The sequence below is a fragment of the Aminobacter sp. Piv2-1 genome, from assembly GCF_037625995.1.
Taxonomy (GTDB): domain Bacteria; phylum Pseudomonadota; class Alphaproteobacteria; order Rhizobiales; family Rhizobiaceae; genus Aminobacter.
Map to the genome: position 1 here is coordinate 275793 of NZ_JARKMU010000006.1, position 18826 is coordinate 294618.

Here is an 18826-nt window from a genome sequence, read left to right on the forward strand (position 1 = left end):
CGCTCCTTGAGATTCGATCTTGATATATCAACAATATATCATTTTTCTTTCAATGGATTCGGTCATGACGGCTGAGAAACTGGAACCGGTTGCAACGCGAGCCCATCACGAACTGGAACGGCTGATCGTGACCCTCGATCTGGCTCCCGGCAGCGTCGCCACCGAAGGCACGCTGATCGAGCGGCTGGGCCTCGGCCGCACGCCGGTGCGCGAAGCAATCCAACGTCTTGCCTGGGAGGGGGCTGGTCGAGATCAGGCCACGGGCCGGACTGGCGATCGCGCCCCTGCATCCCGGCGACTGGCTTCGCGTGCTCGATGCGCGCCGCGGCGTCGAGGTGGTGCTGGCGCGCTCGGCCGCTCGCTTCGTCACCCGCGACGCCGCAAGCCAGTTCCATGAAGCGGCACTAGCCATGCAGAAGGCAGTGATTGCAGCCGACGCACTCGGCTTCCTCGCCGCGGACAAGGCGATCAGCGAGGCGCTGGCGCTTGCCGCCGACAACGATTTTGCGGCGCGCCTCGCCGCCCCGCTGCAGACCCACAGCCGCCGATTCTGGTTCCGCTACCAGCGCGAAGCCGGCCTCGCCGCCTCGGCCGAACACCACGTGGCGCTCATCCGCTCGATCCTCGAGCACGACGAGGACGGCGCCGCCGCCGAGGCCGAGCGGCTGATGTCGATGCTGCGCGGCCATGCCGAGGCGGCCGCGACGCGCTAGATGCTCACGTGTCGCGGCCCGAGACAGCAACCGCCCCGATGCTTTCCCAACCGTCGCCGGCTGCTACGATGCAGCTTCGGCCCCTGACATCGGTCATCAGCATCGTCCAGGAGCCGCTCGCCGATACGAAGACCTCGATGATCGCCGCGTCGCCGGCCAGGCCGTAGCCGATACGCTTCTCCTGAAACGCTTCGGCCAGCCGCGCCACCAGGTCGTCGTGGTCGCTGCAGACGAATTGCGCCTGGGCCGAGTTCGCGCCTGCCATCGCCACGAGGGCGACAGCGGCAATCCTCATCCATCGAAACAAAAAACAGCGTGCCATGTGGCACCTCCTTCGCCTTCGCGATCCGGCAAAGGGAGGCACATGGGCAGCCTCAAAGTGCCGGAGCGCTCCAGGCCGGGCCCGACGTCTTCATCGCGTCGCTCCTTTCTGGTTTCCGGTCTGTCGTCCAGGAACGCGCCATTGCGCTCCTACTGAATCGATATGGTGAGTTCGTGAACGCGCCACAAGCCCCATGCAAAACGGCCCGGACGATCGTCCGGGCCGTTGTCTCTTGAAGACCTCGTGGCGGGTCTCAGTTCATCGTCGGAATGACGAACTCGGCGCCGTCCTTGATGCCTCGCCGCGCGCCCGCAGCTGCATCGCGGCGAGGACGCGCAAACAAGGAACCCGTCGGGCTTAGTTCATCGTCGGGATGACGAACTCGGCACCGTCCTTGATGCCCGACGGCCAGCGCGAGGTGACCGTCTTGGTCTTGGTGTAGAAGCGGAACGCATCCGGGCCATGCTGGTTGAGGTCGCCGAAGGACGAAGCCTTCCAGCCGCCGAAGGTGTAGTAGGCGATCGGCACGGGGATCGGCACGTTCACGCCGACCATGCCGACCTGAACGCGGGAGGCGAAATCGCGCGCCGCATCGCCGTCGCGGGTGAAGATGGCGACGCCGTTGCCCATCTCATGGTCGTTGGCGAGCTTGATGGCGTTCTCGTAGGTCGGCGCACGCACCACCGACAGGACCGGCCCGAAAATCTCTTCCTTGTAGATGCGCATTTCCGGCGTCACGTGGTCGAACAGGCAGCCGCCCATGTAGAAGCCGTTTTCGTAGCCCTGCATGCTGAAGCCGCGGCCGTCGACGACGAGCTTGGCGCCTTCCTTCACGCCGATGTCGACATAGCCCTTGATGCGCTCCAGCGCCTCGCGGGTGACCACCGGGCCGAAGTCGGCCGAGGAATCCGTCGACGGGCCGACCTTCAGGCTCTCGACGCGCGGGATGAGGCGTTCCATCAGCCTGTCGGCGGTATCGTGGCCGACCGGCACGGCAACCGAGATCGCCATGCAGCGCTCGCCGGCCGAGCCGTAGCCAGCGCCGATCAGCGCGTCGACCGTCTGGTCCATGTCGGCGTCGGGCATGATGATCATGTGGTTCTTGGCGCCGCCGAAGCACTGCACGCGCTTTCCGGCCGCGCAGCCGCGCGAATAGATGTAGTGCGCGATCGGGGTCGAGCCGACGAAGCCGATGGCCTTGATGTCCGGATCGTCGAGGATGGCGTCGACCACCTCCTTGTCACCGTTGACGACATTGAGGATGCCCGCGGGCAGGCCGGCTTCGAGGAACAGTTCGGCGATGCGCAGCGGCACGCCCGGATCGCGCTCCGACGGCTTCAGGATGAAGGCGTTGCCGCAGGCAATCGCCGGCGCGATCTTCCACAGCGGGATCATGGCGGGGAAGTTGAACGGGGTGATGCCGGCGACGACGCCGAGCGGCTGGCGCATCGAGTAGACGTCGATGCCGGGGCCGGCGCCGTCGGTGAACTCGCCCTTCATCATGTGCGGGGCGCCGATGCAGACCTCGACAACCTCGAGGCCGCGTTGGATGTCGCCCTTGGCGTCGGCAATGGTCTTGCCGTGCTCGCGGGCCAGCAGTTCGGCGAGGGCGTCGTATTCCTTGTTGACCAGTTCGAGGAAGCGCATCAGCACGCGCACGCGGCGCTGCGGATTGGTGGCCGCCCAGGCCGGCTGTGCCGCCTTGGCGTTCTCGACGGCGGCGCGCAGTTCCTGCGCCGAGGCAAGTGCCACGGTGGCGCGCACCGTGCCGTCCATCGGCTGCATCACGTCCTGCTTGCGTCCGCTGGTTCCGGCGACACGCTTGCCGCCGACGAAATGACCGTAATCGACCATCTGCTCTCTCCCACTTCCTTGTTGGTGGCCCATTGTCCTGCTTTGCGACGGCCTTTGCAACGCGAGGGCAAACGCAACCGTTGTGCATCAATTATAGCCCTAAGTCGCATTGAATGCGATTTCGTGCATAGTAGACTTTGCCGACCCATTGCCAGAAGAGAAGCATCCATGTCGACGGAGGCCGCATGAACTGGGATGACGTCCGCATCTTCCTCGCCGTCGCGCGCACCGGCCAGATCCTCGGCGCGGCGCGGCGGCTGGAGCTCAACCACGCGACCGTTTCGCGCCGGGTCGCGGCCCTCGAGGAAGCGCTGAAGACCAAGCTCTTCCGGCGCCTGACCACCGGCAGCGAGCTGACCCCCGCGGGCGAGCGCTTCCTCGAAATTGCAGAGCGCATGGAAGCCGACATGCTGACCGCCCGCGCCGAGATCGCCGGCGAGGGCGACGAGGTCGCCGGCACGGTGCGCATCGGCGCGCCCGACGGCTTCGGCGTCGCCTTCCTGGCGCAGCGGCTCGGCGCGCTCACCACCCAGCACGCCGACCTCAAGATCCAGCTCGTGCCGGTGCCGCGCACATTCTCGCTGTCGCGCCGCGAAGCCGACATCGCCATCACCACCGAGCGTCCGAGCGAGGGGCGCCTCGTGGCGGTGAAGCTGGTCGACTATTCGCTCGGATTGTTCGCATCGCGCGCCTATGCCGAGCAGAACGGCCTGCCTTCAGGAAGGACCGACCTGTCCAATCACCGCCTGATCGGCTACGTGCCCGACCTAGTCGTCAGCCCTTCGCTCGACTACGCGGCCGAGTTCAGCCCGACCTGGGAGTCGGCCTTCTCGATCTCGTCGGCCCTCGGCCAGGTCGAAGCCGTGCGCTCGGGCGCCGGCATCGGCATCCTCCACACCTTCATCGCCCGAACTGTCCCGGAGGTCGTGCCGGTAACGGCGATTGCGCCCATCCGGCGCGCCTACTGGCTGGTCTATCACGAGTCCGTCCGGCCGCTGCGCCGCATCCAGACCGTGGCGGGCTTCATCACCAAGGCGGTTGAGCGCGAGCGGGCGCTGTTCGTCTGACGCCTCTTCCGACAATCTCACACATCCGCTAACTTTGCCGCGCCGACGTGAGGAGATTGGCTTGCTGCCCCGCCCCTATGCCGAACTGCTGCGCCAGGCCAAGCGCGCCTCGCGCCGAGCCGACGAGGCGGAGGACCTGCTGCAGACCGTGCTCGTCGCGGCGGTGGAGTCCGGCAGGACCGATCTCAACAAGCCCGAGAACCGCCGCTGGCTGGAAGGCGCATTGCGGCGCCGGGCCGCCTTCGATGCGCGAACAGCCATTCGGCGGCGCCGGCGCGAAGCGCCTTTCGCGGTCGCGGGCTGCGAACCTGCGGACAGGGAAGAACTGCCGCTCCGCTTCGTCAACCAACTTCCTCCAGGTCTCCGCACCACTGCACTGCTTTCGCTGACCGGCCACACGCGCCAGGAGATCGCCTGGCTGCAGCGGCTTGCCGACACCGCGCTGCGCCAGCGCATCGCCGAGATCAGGCGCCGCTGGCGTAGCTTCGGCGGCGGCACGATCGAGGAACTGCCGGGGCTTGCAGGCGCCCTCGCCTTCGGCCGCATCAGGCGCTCCCTGCTCGCAGCCGCCAGGCAGCAAGGTGCCGTGCTAGCGAGCCACGACCCCGACGGGCATCTTTTCGTGATCGGCACCTCACAAAATCCGGGGGCACGGCAACTGAAGCTGCGTGCAACCCAAACCATGGAGTGATCAAATGTTTGGCAAGAGCAAGCTGGGCAACATCTGCTACTACGTCTCGGACATCGACAGGACCCAAGCCTTCTATCGCGACGTCATCGGCCTCGACGTCCAGCGCATGGAAGGCGACGGGGAGACGGGAGGCGACTGGCTCATCGCCAGCACCGTCAACGGCGTCGACCTGATCTTCTTCCGGATGGAATCGCGCCCCGGCAATTCGCCGATCATCGTCTTCGAGATCGCCGACGGCGGCATCGACGACGTCGTGTCGACGCTCGCCGGCAAGGGCGTGACCATCGTCACCCCGGTGAGTCATGCGCCGGGCGGCTGGTCGGCCGACATTGCCGATCCCGACGGCCACACCATCTCGATGTACCAGTCGGCGGAAGCGCCGCGATCGCTGAGGAACGTGGCCTGATCCTCAGGACCAGTAGCGCTGCGGCCCCAGCCCGCTCGCGTCGATCTCCGGCTCGCGGCCGGAGATCAGGTCGGCCATGACCTTGGCCGAGCCGCAGGCCATGGTCCAGCCCAGCATGCCGTGGCCGGCATTGACGTAGACATTCGGGATTTTCGTCCTGCCGATGACCGGCGGCCCGTCGGGCGTCATCGGCCTCAGCCCGCACCAATAGCTCGCTTCGCGCAGGTCGCCGACCCCGAACAGTTCGCGCAGCGACCGCTCCAGCTGCGCACGGGCCGACTCGCGAAGGGTGAGGTCGAAACCCGACATTTCCGCCAGCCCGCCGACCCGGATGCGGCGGCCGAGACGGGTGATTGCGACCTTGTTGGCTTCGTCGATCACCGTCGACGCAGGCGCGGCACCCTCGTCGGCGACCGGAACCGTCAGCGAATACCCCTTCAGCGGATAGATCGGCACGCGCTGCCCCAGCTTGCGCATGAAACGCTCGGTGTAGCTGCCGGTCGCCAGAACGAAGGCATCGGCATGGCCCATTCCGCCGGAGGCGGCAGCCCGCGCCACCTTCCCGCCTTCCATGTCGAAATGGAAAATCCTGCTGTTGAACCTGAAGGTGACGCCGCGCTTGGCCGCGAGGTCCACCAGCCGTTCGGTGAACAGCCGGCAATCGCCGGTCTCGTCGTCGGGCAGACGCAGGCCGCCGGCGATCCTGTCGCGTGCACCGGCCAAACCTGGCTCGGCGGCGATGCAGCCTTCGGCATCGAGAATTTCGTAAGGCACCTGGAACCTGTCGAGCATCGCAACGTCGGCGGCGGCGCGGTCGAACTGCTCCTGGGCGCGAAACAGCTGCAGCGTGCCGTGGCTGCCCTCGTCGTAGGAAATGCCGGTCGCCTCGCGCAGCACGCGCAGCATGTCGCGGCTGTATTCGGCCAGCGGCATCATCAGCGCCTTGTTGGCCGCGTAGCGCTCTGCCGTGCAATTGCCCAGCATCCGGGCCAGCCAGAGCCAATATTTGGGATCGAATTTCGGGCGGAAGACGAACGGGCCGTCCTTGGTGAACAGCCACTTGAGTGCCTTGAGCGGCACGCCGGGCGCGGCCAGCGGCGATGCGTATCCGGACGAAATCTCGCCCGCATTGGCGTAACTGGTCTCCTGGGCCGGGCCCTTCTGGCGGTCGAAGACGACCACCTCATGCCCGGCCTCGGCGAGGTAGTAGGCGGTCGTGACCCCGATCACGCCGCCGCCGATAACCACAACCCTCATTGCGCCCCCAGTAGGCGCATGGCACCGATCTCCATGCGCATGTCCGAACCCCGCAAGCCGACGCCGCGGACGGCGCGCCCTCAGGCTGCGGAAGGCCCGGGATCGTCGCCACTGTCCGAGATGTGCCGGATTTTTTGCCGCACGCCAAGTGGCTGCTGCTCGTCGGCGCTGAACACCAACACCGGGAAACGGCGCCCAGCCATCGCAGCACCGGGATCGGGCGTGGCTGGCTCAGGCCGCGTCGCCTCAGGCTGGTAGAGGATGTCGGCGACATGGATGGTCTCGGCTGTTCCGCGGCCGCAGTCGACGACGATCGACTGGCCCTTGCGCAGCCCGAGCAGCGCCAGCCCGCGCGGCACCGTGATCGGCATGGTCAGGCCGACCATCCCGTCCGTAGTACCCTGCGTGACGACCCGCGTGTGGCGTGCGCCACCATTGACGGTGAAGATGACGCGGCTGTTCAGCGTCACCACGTCGGGATCGGCTTCATTCGAAAACACCACCTGTGCCGAAGCGAGCTTGCGGCGCAACAGGTCGACGAGCGGACCGCCGGACCAGGCCAGGCGGTCGAGCATCGTCTTGACGATTGCAAAGTCCTTGGTCGTCAGCTGACATCGGGTCATGACGCGTCTCCACGGCGCGGCCATCGGCTCTGCGCCTGCAACGTTCGGGAAATCGGGAAGCCTCTCAGTTGGCGTCGTCGCGCGGCGCCTCGACGGAGACGATCTCGAACTCGAGCCGGCGGCCGTCGCGCGACGTCCAGGCGACCGACTGGCCTTCGCGCAGGCCGATGAGGGCCGCGCCGACGGGGGTGAGGATCGAAATCCTGCCCTCGGCGATGTCGGCCTTGCCGGGATAGACCAGCGTCACCGTCTTGACCTCGCCGTCGCCGCTGCGGAACGTCACCTTCGAGCCCATGCGGATGACGGTGGCCGGGATGCGGCTGAGCGGCGTCACCTTGGCGCGATCCATTTCGGACAACAGTTCTTCAGCGATCTCGGGCAGCCGGTCCAGGCTCGATTCGGCAAGGCCGGTTAGCCGGGCGTAGTCGTTTTCGCTCACCACGATATTGTGCTCGCGGCGCTGCTTGATGTTCTGGCGCAATGCAGACCTCATGAATTTCGTCCAGCCAGCGCTCCTCGCGGGAATGCGCGCGACCGGTCATCCGCCAACGCGGATGCGTGTATCTGTTCAGACCGGACCGCGAGGCGGCCAGCTGCAAATGATCTTATGCGTTGGAGAAAATGCCCCTAAGGCCCGGACGTCGCATGGCGACCGAGCCGGGGCTAGAATCCCGCGATGGGGCAGACCCGAAACAGGGCAAAGCTGCCGATGTGAGCGAAATTGCACATCGCCAAAGGGTTGCCGACCGGGCATCGCTTGTCAAGGGTGGCGCTTGGTCGCCGTCCCGGACGCTGAAAGAATGATTGTCCGTCAACTAGTTACGCGAATAACGCGCGAGCAGCCTGTCATGGCACGAGGTGCCTGAACGCGGAGACCACCTCCTCGTAGACCTTGCGCTTGAACGGCACGATCAGGTCCGGCAGCTCGCGCATCGGCTTCCACGCCCAGCGGTCGAACTCGGCCGAATGGCCGCCGGGAGGCGGATCGATGGCGATCTCGTTCTCGTCGCCTTCGAAGCGGAAGGCGAACCACTTCTGCGTCTGGCCGCGGTACTTGCCCTTGAGCGCGACCCCGATGAGATGCTCCGGCAGATCGTAGTTGATCCAGTCGGGCGCTTCGGCGAGCAGCGACACGCTGCGCATGCCGGTCTCCTCGTAGAGTTCGCGCATCGCCGCGGGAAAGGGTTCCTCGCCTTTGTCGATGCCGCCCTGGGGCATCTGCCAGAGCTGGTCGGTGTTCGACAGTTCGCTGTCGGGCTCGGCGATGCGCCGGCCGGCCCAGACCAGGCCCCGGGCGTTCAGCACCATGATCCCGACACAGGGACGGTAGGGCAGATCCCGCGGGTCGACCTTGTTCTTCGGCATGTCTTGCTATCCTCGTTCTGGGTCGCTGGCGACGGCGGAGATCGGTACGATCTCGATGCCGCGCTTGCGCACTTCGCTCGCCCACGCTGCCACGGCGTCGACGGTAAGCCCAAAGGCATTGCCGGTGCCGACGGCGAACCCCTTGGCGCGCGCCGTGCGCTCCAGTTCGTCGAGCTTGTCCAGGATCGCGCCGCGTTCCTGCACGGCGTCGATGATCGCGTCACCCGCGGCGAACGGCACACCGTTCTTGAGCGCCGTCTCCGGGGCCAGGCTGCGCGCCGACGAGCCGTCGTCGAGATAGCCTATGCCGCGCTTGCCAAGCTCCGCCATCATCACGCCCATCGCCTCGGGGCTCGTGGAGAACCGCGCGCCCATGTAGTTCATGACCGCCGTATAGTTGGTCGTGCGCGACAGCACCCAGCGCAGGTTCTCGAGGTTTTCGTCCGCGCCGGCATCCACCTTGAGCGTGTTGCGGCCGGGATTGACGTTCGGAAAATCGAAAGGCTCGAGCGGGACCTGCATGACGATCTCGTGGCCCTCGCGCCGCGCCGCCTGCATCCAGCGACCTAGGCTGTTGCCCTGCGGAGCGAAGCCGAGCGTGATCTCGGGCGGCAGCTTGCCGATCGCCTCCTGCGTTCCGGTCTGCGACAGGCCGAGCCCGCCGATGACGATCGCGATCCTGGCGCCGCGCGCGCCCGACCAGGCCCGCGCATAGACGTCGAAGGGGCGGCGGCCGTCGGCGGCACGGACCGGCAGCGGTCCCGTCGGGCTGTCCTCGACCAGTGCCTGGTCGGGGAGGTGCGCGACCCTGAGGTTCTGCCCGACCGCCGACGGATCGCGGATGACGACGACACCGTTTTCGCCGGCCGGCGGGTTTACCTTGATGATGGCCGGACCGTCGCTGCGGACAGCGGCCGGCTGCTTGGTTTCAACTTCAGGCTTCGCGGCGATGGGCGCTGGCTCAGGCTGGACGACGGCCGCGGTCTCGGGAATGCGAAACGGCTGCTCGCGCAGCGCTATCATGGCCGACACGGCGGCGACCGCAGCGGCGCCCAGTCCGGCGGCCACGGCTCCCTTCCGCAGCGCGGGCGCGCGCCGCGTGCCCGAAGGCGGACGCAGCCCCTGCCCGAGCGGACGGTCGATGTCCTTGTCGATCTGCACCACGCCGTGTCCTGCGGCCGAAGCCGGCCCCCGAATCAAACTGCCGGGACCTTGCGGTCCCGGCAGCATTGCATTGCCCGGTCGAGCAGGCCAGCCTTTCGCCGGCGAGCCCTACTGGTTGTTCATCACCGCCTTCTCGGGGTTGGGCGGGAAGGACGGATCCGTCTTGATGCCGCGAAGCAGGTCCAGGGCGTAGTTGAGCTGGATGTCGTCCTTGGGCTCCGGCGGCACGTAGGCTGCCGAACCCGAACCCTGGTCGCTCTCTTCCGCGCCCTTGATGTGGCCCTTCAGTGCCGACTCGCCGCGGGTCACGTCGCGTCCCTGCAACTCCGCCGGCAGCGGCTGGTCGACCTTGACGTCCGGCGTGATGCCCTTGCCCTGGATCGATTTGCCCGACGGCGTGTAGTAGAGCGCCGTGGTCAGGCGCAGCGCGCCGTTCTCGGCCAGCGGGATGATGGTCTGCACCGAGCCCTTGCCGAAGGACTGCGTGCCCACGACGGTCGCGCGACGGTGATCCTGCAGCGCGCCCGCGACGATCTCGGAGGCGCTCGCCGAGCCACCGTTGACCAGGACGATCAGCGGCTTGCCGCCGATGTCGTCGCCGCTGCGTGCATCGAACCGGGTGATGTCCTTCGGGTCGCGGCCGCGGGTCGAGACGATCTCGCCACGGTCGAGGAAGGCGTCGGACACGCTCACCGCCTGGTCGAGCAGGCCGCCGGGGTTGAGGCGCAGGTCGAGCACGAAGCCCTTCAGCTTGTCCGCGGGGATCTGCTTCTCGATCTGCTTGATGGCATCCTGCAGGTCGTCATAGGTCTTTTCGGTGAACGAGGTGATCTTCATGTAGCCGACGTCGTTCTCGACGCGGAACTTGACCGCCTTGACCTTGATGATGTCGCGCTTGATGGACAGCTCGATCGGCTTGTCGGCGCCCTCGCGCAGGATCGTCAGCTTGATCGAGGTGTTGACCAGGCCGCGCATCTTCTCGACCGCGTCGTTCAGCGTCATGCCGCGAACTTCCACGCCGTCGATCTTGGAAATGTAGTCCCCCGCGAGCACGCCGGCCTTTGCGGCAGGGGTGTCGTCAATCGGGGTGATGACCTTGACCAGTTCGTTCTCCATGGTCACTTCGATGCCTAGGCCGCCGAACTCGCCCTTGGTCTGGACGCGCATGTCCTTGGCGGCTTCGGCGTTGAGATAGGACGAGTGCGGGTCGAGCGAGGTCAGCATGCCATTGATGGCATTCTCGATCAGCGCCTTCTCGTCCGGCGGGGTCACGTACTGGCCGCGCACGCGTTCGAAGATATCACCGAAGATGGCGAGCTGGCGGTAGGTCTCGGAGCCTGCAGCGTTCGCCGTCGAACCGGGTGCGCCGTAAACGAGGCTCATCGCTGAGGCACCCATCAGCGCTCCGGCAAGCAGAAGCGACAGTTTACGCATCATTTCACGTCCTTCCAGAGGTGCGGTCCGCCCACCACGGGGCCGGATCGACGGGTTTTCCATCCTTGCGGAACTCTACATACAGCTCCGGCGTCGCATTCGCATTTCCCGAGGCAGAGGTGCTCGCCACCCTCGCCTCTCCCATCGCACCGATCGGCTCGCCTGCAAGAACGGACTGACCCGGCGCGACGCTGATTCTGCTCATCCCCGCCAGGACGACATGATAGCCGTCGCCGGCATTGAGGATCAAGAGTTGACCATAGGAGCGGAAAGGCCCCGCATAAAGAACACTTCCATCCGCCGGAGCCGTCACGATGGCGCCCGATTGTGTCGCAACCATGTCCCCATACATGGTTCCGCCGCTGCCATCGTCCGCCCCGAACCGGCGTTTGATGCGTCCCGTGACCGGCAGAGCGACCTGCCCTTGCAACACGGAAAACGGTGCGGAAGCAACGAGTTGGTTGGCCTCAGGCACCTCCGGAACGACCGGTTGGTTGCGCTGTCCAGCGGCTGCCTCGGCGGCCTTGCGATCGGCCTCGGCGGCGGCCGCCTGCTTTGCCGCCTGCTTGTCGAGGGCGGCAATCAAATCTTTGAGACTCGCTGACCGCGCGGCCAGTTCGGCAGCCTTCTTCGTCTCTTCGGCGAGAGCGGTCTCGGATTCACCCCGCAGCCGCTCCTTGGCGGCCAGGAGCAGGTCGAGGCGCTCCTTCTCGCCCGCCTGCGCGGTCATCGCCGTCTTGAGGCGGTCGCGCTCGGCCTCGATCGAGGTGACGACGCGCGTCAGCTCCTTCAGGTCGGCCATCAGTATCTCGGTCTCGGAACGCAGTTCCGGGACCACGGCGCCGAGCAGGATGGCGCTGCGCACCGACGACAGCGCGTCCTCCGGCTTGACCAGGATCGCCGGCGGCGGGTTGAGACCCATGCGCTGCAGCGCGCCCAGCACTTCGGCCAGCACCCCGCGGCGCAGGATAAGCGAGTTGCGGATGCCCGACTCCTGCTCCTTCAGGCCGTCGACCTTGCCGGCGATGTCCTCGATGTCCTGCGCGAGCTTGCGCTCGGTCTTGGCCGACTGGATGAGTGCTGCCGTGATCGAAGCGTAGTCCTTCTTCATCTGGGCGATCTCGGCCGACAGCTTCTCGCGCCGGTCGGCAGACACCTGGATGTCGCGGGCAACCGCCTCGAGTTCCGACCGCGTCCTGTCGGGGTCGGGCAAGGACGGGCCGACCTGCGCCAACGCGGCGCCCGAGGCGAGCCCGATCAGCGCCGCGGCGAACACGCCGCGGCATGGCCTGCGCCACGCCTTCAGGGGAAATTTCCGCGCCATCGGATGATCCGGTTACAAGCTTGCGACCTTAGCGGCGGCATCGTTAACGAACCATCAACCATAACGCCGGGCATTGCCGCCAGAGGCGACGATTGGCCGGCCATTTTGTCGATTTTGCGGGCGCTCGAGGGCCCGTCGCGAACGGTCATGCGCGGTGGTAGGGATGCCCTGAAAGTATGGTCGAGGCGCGGTAGAGCTGCTCGCCAAGCATGATCCGCACCATCTGGTGCGGCCAGGTGGCGGCACCGAAGGACATCAGCAGCTGCGCCTCGCTGCGCAGTGCCTCGTCGTGGCCGTCCGGGCCGCCTATGGCAATCATCAGCCCACGCTGGCCGCCGTCGCGGATAGCGGCGATCTTGTCGGAGAACTGTTGTGAGGAAAGGTTCTTGCCGCGCTCGTCGAGAAGGATCAGCGCCGTGCCTGGGCCGAGTTGCGACCTCAGCCTGTCGGCTTCCTCGCGGCGGCGCTCGTCGACGTCGCGCGCCCGGCTCTCGGCGATCTCGGTCACGCCCCCGAAATCGAGGCCAAGCGGCCCGCCGCTCTTGGCAAAGCGGTCGAGATAGCGGTCGGCGAGTTCCTTCTCGGGGCCGGCCTTCATCCGGCCCACGGCATGTATCCAGACCTTCATCCCCGACGTGACGGCTCAGTGAACCGTTTCTTCCTCGAGATCCGGCGCCTGCCACATCTTTTCGATGTTGTAGAACTCGCGGATTTCGGGACGGAAGACGTGGACGATCACATCGCCTGTGTCGACGAGCACCCAGTCGGCGCCGGACAAGCCCTCGACGCGCGCATTGCCGAAGCCGGCATCCTTGAGCGCCTTGAGCAGGTGGTCGGAGACCGCCGCGACGTGACGGTGCGACCGGCCCGAGGCAACGACCATGTAGTCGCCCAGGCTGGACTTGCCCTGAATGTCGATGGAGACGATGTTTTCGGCCTTGGAGTCTTCCAGACTGTCAAGGACCGTCTTGAGGGCGCGGGAGACAGCGTCAATCTCGCTTATCCCGGCCGGCGAAGGCAGGATTTCCGCCTTCTTCCGCAGTGCTGTTCTCAGTGTCTTTCCTTTCCGACAAGAACAACCAAATCACCCCGGACTCAGGGTGACACCATTTAGATAGGCAGAGTTGGGCGACAGTTTCAAGACAAAGGCCGATATGCGGCTTCATTGCGTGACATCGGACCCGATCGGCGACGCCGGCTATGGGTCGATGGACGGGGGCACCTGCGCCGCCATGGGCGAAAACGCGCCCGTCTCGCCCGCAGGTACTGCCCGACTTTTGCGAAGGCGCCAGAGCACGAAGGCGGAGTAGGCGGCGGCAATGACGATCGCCACATACATGAACGCCTGGGTTCCATAGGCCGCCGTCAGCAGCGTGCCGATGCCGGGAACCACGAAACCCGACAGCGACCAGGCAAACAGCATGCTGCTCGACAGCGCGACCAGGTCGTCCTTGCTGGCGCGGTCGGAGGCATGCGCATTGGCAAGCGAATAGATCGACTCGCTCGCACCGCTCCAGACGATGTAGATCGCGACCATGATCGGCAGTGCGCTGCCGTCGAAGCGACTTGCCGCGAGGCCTGCGACGACCACGAGCAGACTGGCCGCCACCAGCACGAACCGACGGTCGGTTCGGTCGGAGATCCAGCCGAAAGGGATCTGGAACAACAGCGTGCCCAGCGGCATGGCAAACAAGAGCGTCGCCACCTCCTGCTGGTCGAGCCCGATCGCCGTGGCGTGGATGGGAGCAAAGCCGGCGATCATCATCGACAGGCCGCCCACCGCCAGCATACCAGCGACGCCGACGGGCGAAACGCGCCAGGCGCGGGCCAGGGCCACGGAGGCAGCCCGTGGCGCCGGCGGCTGGCGCAGGCGCGTGAGCCCGACGGGCAGGATCGAGATCGCATTGAAGGCTATGCCGAGCAGCGGCGCTTCGGCATTGGAGATGTCGACGAAACGCAAAAGGAAGGAGCCGCCGCCCAGGCCGACGACATAGGCGACGTAGAAGATCGCCATGACCCGCCCGCGTATGTCGTTGCCGACGGCATCGTTGAGCCAGCTCTGGGCGACGATGAACATGCCGCATATGGCGAAGCCGTAGAGCGCCCGCGCGCCGATCCAGACGAGCGGATAGATGCCGGCGCCGATCACCGCATTGGACAGCACGATCAGGGCCGAGAACACCAAATAGGCGCGGGCATGGCCGACCCGGCGCACCAGCGTGCCGGTGAGCAGGCATCCGGCGAGCCCGCCGGCGGAGAGGCCGGTGAGGATCGAACCGGCCCAGGTCGGGGCGTAGCCCGCGGCACCGAGGCTGACGGGGATGTAGCCGAACATCAGGCCGTTGCCGACGGCAACCAGCGCCATCGCCGCGATCACGCCGGCGACCGCGATTGCCGGCGTCCGCTCGCCCTCCTCGTCCGCAGCTGTCACATCGTCCCGCTGATCCATCCAGCGAGTTTCGCCTGCCCGCGGCGCTTGCGCAGCCGCAATTGCGACATGGGCCGCGCTGGCTTGGCCAATATGGCGGGCTGGATCAAAAGCGGGCTGATTGCGTTTTCGCCATCGACAGCGGCGCAAAAAAAAGCGCTGAGCAGCAATCACGATCAAACGGGACGTCCCGCCAGCAGGCATATCAGGGGCGTCCTCATGCCGGAAAGACCAATGACCCCCGTTCAAAAAGCCATCTGGTTCATCGAAAGCCACTATGCCGGGGACATCGGGCTCGACGAGGTCGCCGCCATAGGCGGCGTCTCGCGCTTCCACATGTCCCGCGCCTTCGGTGCAGCCACCGGCCACTCGGTCATGGGTTATGTCCGTGCCCGCCGCCTGACGCGGGCGGCCGGCATGCTGGCCGATGGCGCGCCCGACATCTTGGCGGTCGCGCTCGACGCCGGCTACGGCTCGCATGAGGCGTTCACCCGGGCCTTCCGCGACCGCTTCGGGCTAACGCCCGAGGAGGTGCGCGCGAACGGCACCGTGCCCCAGCCTCTGATCATGGAGCCCATCAAGATGGACGAATCCTTTGTCGACAATCTCGCCCAGCCGCGCTTCGTCGACCGCGACGCGCTGCTCGTCGCCGGCTTCGGCGAGCGCTATACCAGCGAGACGAGCCACGCCATCCCCTCGCTCTGGCAGCGCTTCGGACCGCATTTCGGCAACGTGCCGGGCCAGAAGGGCATGACCGGCTATGGCGTCTGCTGCAACTTCGACGACGACAGCTTCGAGTACATAGCCGGTGTCGAGGTCTCCGATTTCTCGGAGTTGACGCCGGAATTCAGCCGCCTGCGCATCCCGCCGCAGCGCTATGCCGTGTTCGCCACCACCGACCACATCTCGATGATCCGCCGCATCACCAACACGGTGTGGAGCAAGTGGCTGCCGACATCGGGACATCAGGCCGCCGACGGCCCCAACTTCGAGCTCTATCCCGAGAGCTTCGACCCAGTGACCGGCAATGGCGGCTACGAGCTCTGGATCCCGATCAAGAGCTAGGTTTTTCCTTGGCCGAACCGTTCCTCAGCGCCGTCGATGACAGCAGCGAACGCGGCCCGTGGATGAAGGTCCATGCAGGGGCCTTCATCCGCGCCAGGCGTGGTGCGTCGCCCTCGTCGACGCGGGCGTAGTCGAAGGTCTTGGCGACGACCGAAGACAGGAACGACAACGTCGCCCCCGGCCGGTCGATGACGGCTATCGGAAAGGTCATGACGATCTGCCGCCAGCGCTGCCAGCGGTGGAAGTCGCGCAGGTTGTCGGCCCCCATGATCCAGACGAAATCGACGCCCGGGTTGCGCGCCTTGATCAGCGCCAGCGTGTCGGCGGTGTAGCGCACGTGATGGCTGGCCTCGAACGCCGTGACCTTGATGCGCGGATTTTCTGCGATCTGCTCCGACAGCTCGATACGCTTCGCGAGCGGCGCGAGTTCCCGTGTACTCTTCAGCGGATTGCCGGGGGTGACCATCCACCACAGCTGGTCGAGTTGCAGGCGCCGCATGGCGATCTCGGCGACGAGACCATGGCCCGCGTGCGGCGGATTGAACGACCCGCCGAACAGCCCGACCTGCATGCCCTTCATCGCATGCGGCATGCGCAGGTATTTTTGCGAAACTGGCGGCTCTGACGGCAAAAGCAACTTTAGGCCCCCTGAGCCGTCACACCGACCCGATGTGTCCCATCACGGCCGGAGCTGGCCGTTGCCGCGCACGCGGTACTTGAACGAGGTCAGTTGCTCGACGCCGACCGGCCCGCGGGCATGCATCTTGCCGGTGGCGATGCCGATTTCCGCCCCCATGCCGAACTCGCCGCCATCGGCGAACTGGGTCGAGGCGTTGTGCAGCAGAATCGCCGAGTCGATCTCGTTGAAGAAACGCTCCACCGCCTTGGCGTCCTCGGCGACGATCGCCTCGGTGTGGTGCGACGAGAACGTCTCAATGTGCTCGATGGCGCCCGAGATGCCGTCGACCAGCTTGGCCGAGATGATGGCGTCGAGATATTCGGTCGACCAGTCGGCGTCGGTCGCGGGCTTAGCGTCGGCAAAGGCCGCCAGCACGTGTGCGTCGGCATGGATCTCGCAGCCCGCCTTGCGCAGCGCTTCCAGCACCGGCACCAGATGTGTCGAAGCCACGGCCCGGTCGATCAGCAGCGTCTCGGCCGCACCGCAGATGCCGGTGCGGCGCATCTTGGCATTGACGGCGATGGCCACAGCCATGTCGAGCTTGGCCGACCTGTCGACGTAGAGATGGCAGATGCCCTCGAGATGGGCGAACACAGGCACGCGCGCCTCGGTCTGCACGCGCTCGACCAGGCTCTTGCCGCCGCGCGGCACGATCACGTCGATGTTACCCGACAGGCCCTTGAGCATTTCGCCGACGGCGGCGCGGTCGGCCACCGGAACCAGCTGGATCGCATCCTCGGGCAGGTTGGCCGACTTCAAGCCTTCGACCAGGCAGGAATGGATCGCCACCGACGAGTTGAGCGAGTCCGAACCGCCACGCAGGATCACCGCATTGCCGGCCTTGAGGCACAGCGCGCCGGCATCCGCCGTCACATTGGGACGGCTTTCGTAGATCACCCCGATGACGCCGAGCGGCGTGCGTACGCGCTCGATATGCAGGCCGTTGGGACGATCCCATTCGGCGATGATCTCGCCGACGGGGTCCCTGAGGTCGGCAATCGCCCGAATGCCGTCGGCCATGTCGCCGATGCGGCCGGGCGTGAGCTTCAGCCGGTCCATGAACGAGCCGCTGATGCCAGCCTCCTCGCCGTTCTTTACGTCGATGGCGTTGGCGTCGAGGATCTCGTGCTCTCGGCGCAGGATCGCGTCGGCCATGCCGATGAGCGCGGCGTGCTTGCGCTCGGCGCTGGCGGTCGCGAGTGGGCGCGCGGCAGCCCGGGCCCTGCGGCCGATCTCGGCCATCAGCCGTGCCGTGTCCTGGCTCTCGCGCGCCTTCAGCATGTCCTCACCCTTCCGCCTGCGCCGGCACCGCGTCCGCGTGGCTCACCACCAGGTCGTCGCGATGGATCATCGCCGAGCGCGCCTCGTAGCCAAGCACGGTCTCGATCTCCGTCGACTTCAGCCCTGCGATCCTTACGGCATCCGCAGCGTCATAGGCAACCAGCCCGCGCGCGATCTCGCGCCCCTCGGGCGACAGGATCGCCACCGTGTCGCCGCGCGAGAAATTGCCGCTGACCAGCTTCACGCCGGCGGGCAGCAGCGACTTGCCCGAGAGCAGCGCGCCCACCGCACCGGCATCGACGGTCAAGCGTCCGGCCGGCTCGAGCTGGCCGGCGATCCAGGTCTTGTAGCCCTTCACCGGGTTGCCGCTCGGGCGGAAATAGGTGGCGCGCTCGCCACGCTCGATCGCCATCAGCGGCGACATCCTGGTGCCCGCCGTGATGATCATCGCAGTGCCTGACGCGGTCGCGATCTTGCCAGCATCGAGCTTGGTGCGCATGCCGCCACGCGACAGCTCGGAAGCGGCCGCGCCCGCCATCGCCTCGATGTCGGGCGTGATGCGGTCGACGACCGGGATGAACTTCGCGTTCGGGTCATGTGCGGGCGGTGCGGTGTAGAGCCCGTCGATATCGGAGAGCAGCACCAGAAGGTCGGCACCCATCATGGTCGCCATGCGGGCGGCCAGACGATCGTTGTCGCCATAGCGGATTTCGGTGGTGGCGACCGTATCGTTCTCGTTGATGACGGGCACGGCCTTCATCTTGAGCAGCGTCGAGATGGTTGCCCGCGCATTGAGGTAGCGGCGGCGCTCCTCGGTGTCGCCGAGCGTCACCAAGATCTGGCCCGACTTCAGCCCCTTGCGGCCGAGCGCATCCGACCAGGCGCCGGCAAGCTCGATCTGGCCGACGGCGGCCGCCGCCTGGCTCTCCTCGAGCTTCAGCGCCCGCTTGCCTAGGCCGAGGATGGTGCGGCCGAGCGCGATGGCGCCGGAGGAGACCACCAGCACGTCCGCGCCGGCCTCGGAGAGCGTCGCGATGTCGTCGGCCATCGAGGCCAACCATTCCCGCTTGAGGCCGGTCGAACGGTCGACCAGCAGCGCTGAGCCAATCTTGACGGTGATGCGCTTGTAGGACCTGAGCGAAGGGATCGTCAT

The 18826-nt window shown here is 66.5% G+C and carries 19 protein-coding genes and 1 pseudogene; 5 read left to right on the forward strand and 15 right to left on the reverse strand.

Annotated features, from left to right (window positions below; all coding sequences use genetic code 11):
- The first annotated feature begins 52 nt into the window (after positions 1-52).
- Positions 53-713 (forward strand): annotated as a pseudogene (locus AmiPiv_RS13640) (GntR family transcriptional regulator).
- 4 nt (positions 714-717) lie between these two features.
- Here AmiPiv_RS13640 and AmiPiv_RS13645 read toward each other — a convergent pair.
- The gene (locus tag AmiPiv_RS13645; RefSeq protein ID WP_340038007.1) at positions 718-1035 is read right to left on the reverse strand and encodes a hypothetical protein; all 318 of its coding nucleotides are present in this window, start codon (positions 1033-1035) and stop codon (positions 718-720) included.
- Between the two features lie 357 nt (positions 1036-1392).
- Positions 1393-2889 (reverse strand): CoA-acylating methylmalonate-semialdehyde dehydrogenase, encoded by a 1497-nt coding sequence (locus AmiPiv_RS13650; RefSeq protein WP_340038008.1) that lies wholly within the window; start codon positions 2887-2889, stop codon positions 1393-1395.
- Positions 2890-3074: 185 nt separating this feature from the next.
- Between AmiPiv_RS13650 and AmiPiv_RS13655 the strand changes: the two genes are divergently transcribed.
- The 3 genes from AmiPiv_RS13655 to AmiPiv_RS13665 all read left to right on the forward strand — a co-directional run bounded on the left by AmiPiv_RS13655 (position 3075) and on the right by AmiPiv_RS13665 (position 5053).
- Positions 3075-3956 (forward strand): LysR family transcriptional regulator, encoded by an 882-nt coding sequence (locus tag AmiPiv_RS13655; RefSeq protein ID WP_340038009.1) that lies wholly within the window; start codon positions 3075-3077, stop codon positions 3954-3956.
- Positions 3957-4017: 61 nt separating this feature from the next.
- Positions 4018-4647: a transcriptional regulator gene (locus tag AmiPiv_RS13660; protein ID WP_340038010.1), complete on the forward strand. Its 630-nt coding sequence runs from the start codon at positions 4018-4020 to the stop codon at positions 4645-4647.
- A gap of 4 nt (positions 4648-4651) precedes the next feature.
- Positions 4652-5053 (forward strand): VOC family protein, encoded by a 402-nt coding sequence (locus tag AmiPiv_RS13665; RefSeq protein ID WP_340038011.1) that lies wholly within the window; start codon positions 4652-4654, stop codon positions 5051-5053.
- Between the two features lie 3 nt (positions 5054-5056).
- Here the strand turns inward: AmiPiv_RS13665 and AmiPiv_RS13670 are convergent, their stop codons facing one another.
- From AmiPiv_RS13670 to AmiPiv_RS13715, 10 genes are all read right to left on the reverse strand, one after another.
- Complete coding sequence (locus AmiPiv_RS13670; protein ID WP_340038012.1) at positions 5057-6310, reverse strand: D-amino acid dehydrogenase; 1254 nt, start codon at positions 6308-6310, stop codon at positions 5057-5059.
- An 80-nt stretch (positions 6311-6390) separates the two neighbouring features.
- Positions 6391-6933: a nucleoside-diphosphate kinase gene (locus tag AmiPiv_RS13675; RefSeq protein ID WP_340038013.1), complete on the reverse strand. Its 543-nt coding sequence runs from the start codon at positions 6931-6933 to the stop codon at positions 6391-6393.
- A 64-nt stretch (positions 6934-6997) separates the two neighbouring features.
- Positions 6998-7426 (reverse strand): nucleoside diphosphate kinase regulator, encoded by a 429-nt coding sequence (gene rnk, locus AmiPiv_RS13680; protein WP_340038014.1) that lies wholly within the window; start codon positions 7424-7426, stop codon positions 6998-7000.
- Positions 7427-7779: 353 nt separating this feature from the next.
- On the reverse strand, positions 7780-8298 hold the full coding sequence (locus AmiPiv_RS13685; RefSeq protein WP_340038015.1) for an RNA pyrophosphohydrolase: 519 nt from the start codon (positions 8296-8298) through the stop codon (positions 7780-7782).
- 6 nt (positions 8299-8304) lie between these two features.
- A complete protein-coding gene (locus tag AmiPiv_RS13690) occupies positions 8305-9462 on the reverse strand; it encodes a divergent polysaccharide deacetylase family protein (protein ID WP_340038016.1) in 1158 nt (385 codons plus the stop codon).
- A 108-nt stretch (positions 9463-9570) separates the two neighbouring features.
- Positions 9571-10899 (reverse strand): S41 family peptidase, encoded by a 1329-nt coding sequence (locus AmiPiv_RS13695; RefSeq protein ID WP_340038017.1) that lies wholly within the window; start codon positions 10897-10899, stop codon positions 9571-9573.
- A gap of 1 nt (position 10900) precedes the next feature.
- Entirely contained in the window at positions 10901-12220 is a 1320-nt protein-coding gene (locus AmiPiv_RS13700) for a murein hydrolase activator EnvC family protein (RefSeq protein WP_340038019.1), read from the reverse strand.
- A 145-nt stretch (positions 12221-12365) separates the two neighbouring features.
- Positions 12366-12848, reverse strand: coding sequence for a 23S rRNA (pseudouridine(1915)-N(3))-methyltransferase RlmH (gene rlmH / locus AmiPiv_RS13705; RefSeq protein WP_340038020.1), 483 nt, complete (start codon positions 12846-12848; stop codon positions 12366-12368).
- A 15-nt stretch (positions 12849-12863) separates the two neighbouring features.
- Entirely contained in the window at positions 12864-13241 is a 378-nt protein-coding gene (rsfS, locus tag AmiPiv_RS13710; RefSeq protein ID WP_340038112.1) for a ribosome silencing factor, read from the reverse strand.
- A gap of 177 nt (positions 13242-13418) precedes the next feature.
- Positions 13419-14669, reverse strand: a complete 1251-nt coding sequence (locus AmiPiv_RS13715) for an MFS transporter (protein ID WP_340038021.1) — start codon at positions 14667-14669, stop codon at positions 13419-13421.
- Positions 14670-14882: 213 nt separating this feature from the next.
- On the opposite strand from AmiPiv_RS13715, the gene AmiPiv_RS13720 reads away from it, so the two are divergent.
- Positions 14883-15713, forward strand: coding sequence for an AraC family transcriptional regulator (locus AmiPiv_RS13720; RefSeq protein WP_340038022.1), 831 nt, complete (start codon positions 14883-14885; stop codon positions 15711-15713).
- Here AmiPiv_RS13720 and AmiPiv_RS13725 read toward each other — a convergent pair.
- The 3 genes from AmiPiv_RS13725 to proB form a co-directional block, all read right to left on the reverse strand.
- Positions 15703-16305: a nicotinate-nucleotide adenylyltransferase gene (locus AmiPiv_RS13725; RefSeq protein ID WP_340038023.1), complete on the reverse strand. Its 603-nt coding sequence runs from the start codon at positions 16303-16305 to the stop codon at positions 15703-15705. The two genes, AmiPiv_RS13720 and AmiPiv_RS13725, sit on opposite strands and share 11 nt — an antisense overlap.
- 87 nt (positions 16306-16392) lie before the next feature.
- Positions 16393-17673 carry a glutamate-5-semialdehyde dehydrogenase gene (locus AmiPiv_RS13730; RefSeq protein ID WP_340038024.1) on the reverse strand — a complete coding sequence of 427 codons (1281 nt, stop codon included), beginning with the start codon at positions 17671-17673 and terminating at the stop codon, positions 16393-16395.
- Positions 17674-17677: 4 nt separating this feature from the next.
- On the reverse strand, positions 17678-18820 hold the full coding sequence (gene proB, locus AmiPiv_RS13735) for a glutamate 5-kinase (RefSeq protein ID WP_340038113.1): 1143 nt from the start codon (positions 18818-18820) through the stop codon (positions 17678-17680).
- Positions 18821-18826: the final 6 nt, after the last annotated feature.

Excerpts from the sequence above, each read along its gene's own strand:
- AmiPiv_RS13655 (WP_340038009.1), top strand. The coding sequence starts at position 3,075 with ATGAACTGGGATGACGTCCGCATCTTCCTCGCCGTCGCGCGCACCGGC.
- AmiPiv_RS13650 (WP_340038008.1), bottom strand. The coding sequence starts at position 2,889 with ATGGTCGATTACGGTCATTTCGTCGGCGGCAAGCGTGTCGCCGGAACC.
- AmiPiv_RS13670 (WP_340038012.1), bottom strand. The coding sequence starts at position 6,310 with ATGAGGGTTGTGGTTATCGGCGGCGGCGTGATCGGGGTCACGACCGCC.
- AmiPiv_RS13700 (WP_340038019.1), bottom strand. The coding sequence starts at position 12,220 with ATGGCGCGGAAATTTCCCCTGAAGGCGTGGCGCAGGCCATGCCGCGGC.
- AmiPiv_RS13730 (WP_340038024.1), bottom strand. The coding sequence starts at position 17,673 with ATGCTGAAGGCGCGCGAGAGCCAGGACACGGCACGGCTGATGGCCGAG.
- AmiPiv_RS13720 (WP_340038022.1), top strand. The coding sequence starts at position 14,883 with ATGACCCCCGTTCAAAAAGCCATCTGGTTCATCGAAAGCCACTATGCC.
- AmiPiv_RS13665 (WP_340038011.1), top strand. The coding sequence starts at position 4,652 with ATGTTTGGCAAGAGCAAGCTGGGCAACATCTGCTACTACGTCTCGGAC.
- rnk (WP_340038014.1), bottom strand. The coding sequence starts at position 7,426 with ATGAGGTCTGCATTGCGCCAGAACATCAAGCAGCGCCGCGAGCACAAT.
- AmiPiv_RS13695 (WP_340038017.1), bottom strand. The coding sequence starts at position 10,899 with ATGATGCGTAAACTGTCGCTTCTGCTTGCCGGAGCGCTGATGGGTGCC.
- AmiPiv_RS13675 (WP_340038013.1), bottom strand. The coding sequence starts at position 6,933 with ATGACCCGATGTCAGCTGACGACCAAGGACTTTGCAATCGTCAAGACG.
- rlmH (WP_340038020.1), bottom strand. The coding sequence starts at position 12,848 with ATGAAGGTCTGGATACATGCCGTGGGCCGGATGAAGGCCGGCCCCGAG.
- AmiPiv_RS13685 (WP_340038015.1), bottom strand. The coding sequence starts at position 8,298 with ATGCCGAAGAACAAGGTCGACCCGCGGGATCTGCCCTACCGTCCCTGT.
- AmiPiv_RS13645 (WP_340038007.1), bottom strand. The coding sequence starts at position 1,035 with ATGGCACGCTGTTTTTTGTTTCGATGGATGAGGATTGCCGCTGTCGCC.
- AmiPiv_RS13715 (WP_340038021.1), bottom strand. The coding sequence starts at position 14,669 with ATGGATCAGCGGGACGATGTGACAGCTGCGGACGAGGAGGGCGAGCGG.
- AmiPiv_RS13725 (WP_340038023.1), bottom strand. The coding sequence starts at position 16,305 with ATGCCGCATGCGATGAAGGGCATGCAGGTCGGGCTGTTCGGCGGGTCG.